General features: G+C 34.7%; 4 protein-coding genes. 1 reads left to right on the forward strand and 3 read right to left on the reverse strand.

The genetic code is table 11. The features are described from left to right. Positions 1 to 330: 330 nt before the first annotated feature. Both WAO84_RS17075 and WAO84_RS17080 read right to left on the reverse strand, forming a co-directional pair. Entirely contained in the window at positions 331 to 831 is a 501-nt protein-coding gene (locus tag WAO84_RS17075) for a PsbP-related protein (protein WP_340067357.1), read from the reverse strand. Between the two features lie 388 nt (positions 832 to 1,219). Continuing rightward, positions 1,220 to 2,269 (reverse strand): RHS repeat-associated core domain-containing protein, encoded by a 1,050-nt coding sequence (locus WAO84_RS17080; protein WP_340067359.1) that lies wholly within the window; start codon positions 2,267 to 2,269, stop codon positions 1,220 to 1,222. Between the two features lie 527 nt (positions 2,270 to 2,796). On the opposite strand from WAO84_RS17080, the gene WAO84_RS17085 reads away from it, so the two are divergent. Next, on the forward strand, positions 2,797 to 3,324 hold the full coding sequence (locus WAO84_RS17085) for a hypothetical protein (protein ID WP_340067360.1): 528 nt from the start codon (positions 2,797 to 2,799) through the stop codon (positions 3,322 to 3,324). Positions 3,325 to 3,369: 45 nt separating this feature from the next. Here the strand turns inward: WAO84_RS17085 and WAO84_RS17090 are convergent. Beyond that, positions 3,370 to 3,911 (reverse strand): hypothetical protein (locus WAO84_RS17090; protein ID WP_422614496.1); only part of this gene is annotated, 542 nt, incomplete at its 5' end.

The raw sequence follows: 3,911 nt of genomic DNA on the forward strand, positions 1-3,911 counted from the left end.
GTGTTACTGTAATATACCTGGGTACCGCCCAGGGTTTGGGCAGTGGTACTACGCCCCTCATAGGCGGTATAGGCAGTGAATAAGCACCCGTTTGACCCACAAGGCGAACTAAAACCCCTGTTTTATACGCTCTAACAAACTCTCGCTATTTCAATGAGTCATCATAAACCTCTTTTAAGAGGTTTATTATAAATACAAATTATTGATAATCAAATTAAAAAATCAAGCTTTTCTGTAAAGCACCCGTTTGGGACACTACCGACACTACCTACTTATGCATAAAAAAACCACCTCACTAAAAGGTGGTTTTTTCAATATTCGACCTAATAATTATTTTAAAGTGAAGGTTGACAAAACCACTTCAAACAAATTTAAATATTTTTCATATTTACTACTTTCACTAGACAAAGTAAGTACATAGACCTTTCCATTTTTGATATAATAATGCTGAACAAAAGTTAAGGGGATATTATTTTGAGTTAATACAAACTTCAGTTTCAAACAATCTAAACCGTCTACATTTAATTTCTTCTTTTCTATCAATTTACCAACAGCGCTAATTTCAGATATGGTTTTAGATACAAAATCATCAAAACTACTATTTGTTATAGGTTGAGTTGCCAGATTGATATTTTCAATAAAAGTATCATTGGCATTCTCTGCTTTAGTTTTCAGGACAAAAACCGTATTGTTTTGTCCACTTTCGTCAAGCACAAAGCTTTCAGGGTAACTAACGTTGAACTCTTTTCTGTCCAGCTCTATTGTAGATAGTTGTGATTGGCAACTAAAACAAGTAAAAAATAATAAAAATTGTAAAAATATAACTCTCATAAATTATGTTAGTTTTTAATAATTGTAGCACACTGGAATACAAAAATAAGCGTATAAATAACATATGTCATCCAAAACCCATACCATTTATACAACAGTTCATCTGGTTGATTATTATTGATAAAGTCATTAAACAAAACTGCAATTTTAGGCATAATATAGAATACTATAAGTACTGCACTAAAACCTAATAAAATAAAGAACAGCTTATTTGGTATAGATAGACCAAAAGGATTCGTAAAATGAACAATTAATAAGCCTAGAACATAGACACCTAACAACACTTTCAATGTGCTATTTAGCTTTAACTTTTGTGTTAAAAACGAAAACAAAAGCAAGTTAATTGATGCAAAGAATAATATATAAAACAATTTCATATTAGTTTAATTTATTTGCGTTTTTTTCTAGAACCATAAATTCTTTGTTTAGTATTGGTTATTTCAAATCCTATTTTTAATCCAGCTCCTAATCCAATATGAGCCTTTCCAGTTACTTCAAACTCATTACTATTAGAGTCAAAAGTGGCTGCACCTCTAGCTCCTATATGAGCACTACCTAATGAGCCCCCAACTGTTATACCTATTTGTACGCCAAAAATGGAAATACTAGGTGTAACTTCTCCCTTTAAAGCATAAGCTCCTGCATTTGCTCCTAATTCAGCTCCATATTTTCCTTCTCCGCCTGTATAAAGCCCCGCATCTCCGCTTACTTCAGCAGAAAAAGCACTGCCTTCCGCTTCTACCGCTACATTATTATCTTCTGTACCTAACCTTGCTTCTGTATCGGCAGAAACACCATAAATACTAGCCATCCCATGAGCTCCGCCATCTTCAGTATAACCTTCATAGCCTGCACTAAAACCTGATACGCTACCTCTTAATTTTCCATATTTACCTTTTAATTGACCTTCTGCTTTAAAACCATAAAAACGTTTTCCTGTTTCTGTAGTTTCTATATGTGATCCTTGCGCAGTTCCAGTAGCTACAGTGCCCTCATTACCGTTCACTACAATTACTACTTCTTCTAGTTGATTGACAACATTATCTCCAACCGCTACACCAGGACCAGTATAAGCTATTGGCGGATCTTCCCCATTACCAAAAGGTATCATCCCATCCGGATCTATAAAGAACACAGGATTATCAAATGCATAGTTATACGGGCTGTGCCTACGCATCTGCTCGGCTAAGGGGTCTATGTTCATCCATCTTCCCAGAGCCGGGTCATAGTTCCTGGCGGTAATGTCATACCATTGCAGGTTCAGCTCGTCCTGCAATTCTTTCCCACCAAACTTCCAGCGTTGAGCCACACTGTTCCCCAGGGCGCCTATGCCGTCATTTACCCCACGTACCATTAACTCGAAGGGGTAGTAGGTGTTCTCTTCAATAAGCTCATCCTGGGTAATGTTCCCACCTTTGTCATACTGTACCAAGCCCAAGTTATAGTGAATATTTCAAAGAACTACCATAAGCCCCATTAAGAGGTTTATTATAAATATAAATTATTGATAATCAAATTAAAAACTCACGCCTTTCTGTAAAGCACCCGTTTGGGACACTACCCTACCGTCGTTATAAAAGATAAAGTTGTGCTCAAAATTTATAACATTACTGGTTTATCTTATTTATATTTGTTTTAATCTTTTTTTGAAGAGGTCTTTGACATTTAATTTCTTTAATAGTACCAATGTTGAATGCTCAAAAATGAAGAACAAAAGCTTATTCTTTTATAAATTGAACACTAATACCCACATAACTGATTTTCCTTCCATTTCTAATAAAGCTCTTTTGAGTGATCTTATTATAATCATGAAGGACAAGGAACTCTTTAAACCTTTTTCAGACCATTCAAGATAATATGTCAAACGAAGATAAGCCAATAATTATTAAATTCCTTGATCTGGCCATTAAGTATCCCAACGTTAAAAAGCATATGTCTCATACTAAATCTATTAAACTTCGATAAATGAACGCTAAAGAAGACCTATTCTTCCATGAAGACGATTATCTCCAAGTTGAGATTATACCTATAGACAACTTATTCGATCAGAGTAAAAACTTATCCAATCTCAAATATGATTTTGAAGAACATGGTTTTACCAACATAAGTTCGAGAGGTGCAAAAAAAAATCCAACTTCAAGTAAAAAAATATACAGCAGTCACTTGACAGAGATTTTAGAACGTTCTGCTATTACTGGTTTCAATAAAGTCTATACAGGATATGGTTCAAATTCAATTCTTAAAAACGGTATAAAGGCTTATGGCTATAAAGATTATGCTATTCTTTTTGACAGCCTTAATGGAATTGTACAAAATATATGGCTAGTTTTTAGTCCTAAACTTGAGATGCCCCTCTCTTCATATTCCAATTTATCGAACACTCTTTTTGAAATAGGTTCTAAATACAACATGATACTGATTGATTGGAATGAAGAAATTATTGTTGATCTAGGATCGCACAAAAAAACATTGGATTATCTAAATAGTTTATAAAAGCCCTAGTAAATACTAGGGCTTTTACTGAGCTAACATTTTTTATTAATAGTTTCCATTAATAACCTGAGACCCGTTCGGATAAGTATCCCTATATCCTCTATTTTGTTTTTGTATTCTTAAATTAACAGCATCTCCCCAAGTTTTAGGAACTCCTTTTTTAGTGGTGAATCTTTCTACTAAGTTATCAGGGAGTAATTCGTCAGCCTTGTGAACAACAGCTTGAACATCTATACCGGCTTCATGTGCGGCCAGAAGTCTCGTATTATCTAAACTTGTTAAACCACCATCAGCCATTTCAACAACATCTATTGGATTTCCTTGCCATCCGTTCTTTTTCATACTGTCAACTATATCACCTAAATCGTTGACCGAACTTTGACTGAATCTAATTTTGCTCGTTGATAATTTTGAGATGTTCTTTAGACTTCTATTAATAGTACCTAACTTACCAATTTTTGTGACTCCGCCGCCCAAGAATCCCCCTGCAAGGTTTTCATACGTTTCAACATTCGTTGCCACTGCTTTTAAGTCTGCCCCAAACTCCTCTAAACTTGTATTTTGAGCATAATCTGAAACGGCACCAG

Origin of the sequence: Ascidiimonas aurantiaca, assembly GCF_037646345.1 — a bacterium.
GTDB classification, from domain to species: Bacteria; Bacteroidota; Bacteroidia; order Flavobacteriales; family Flavobacteriaceae; genus Ascidiimonas; species Ascidiimonas aurantiaca.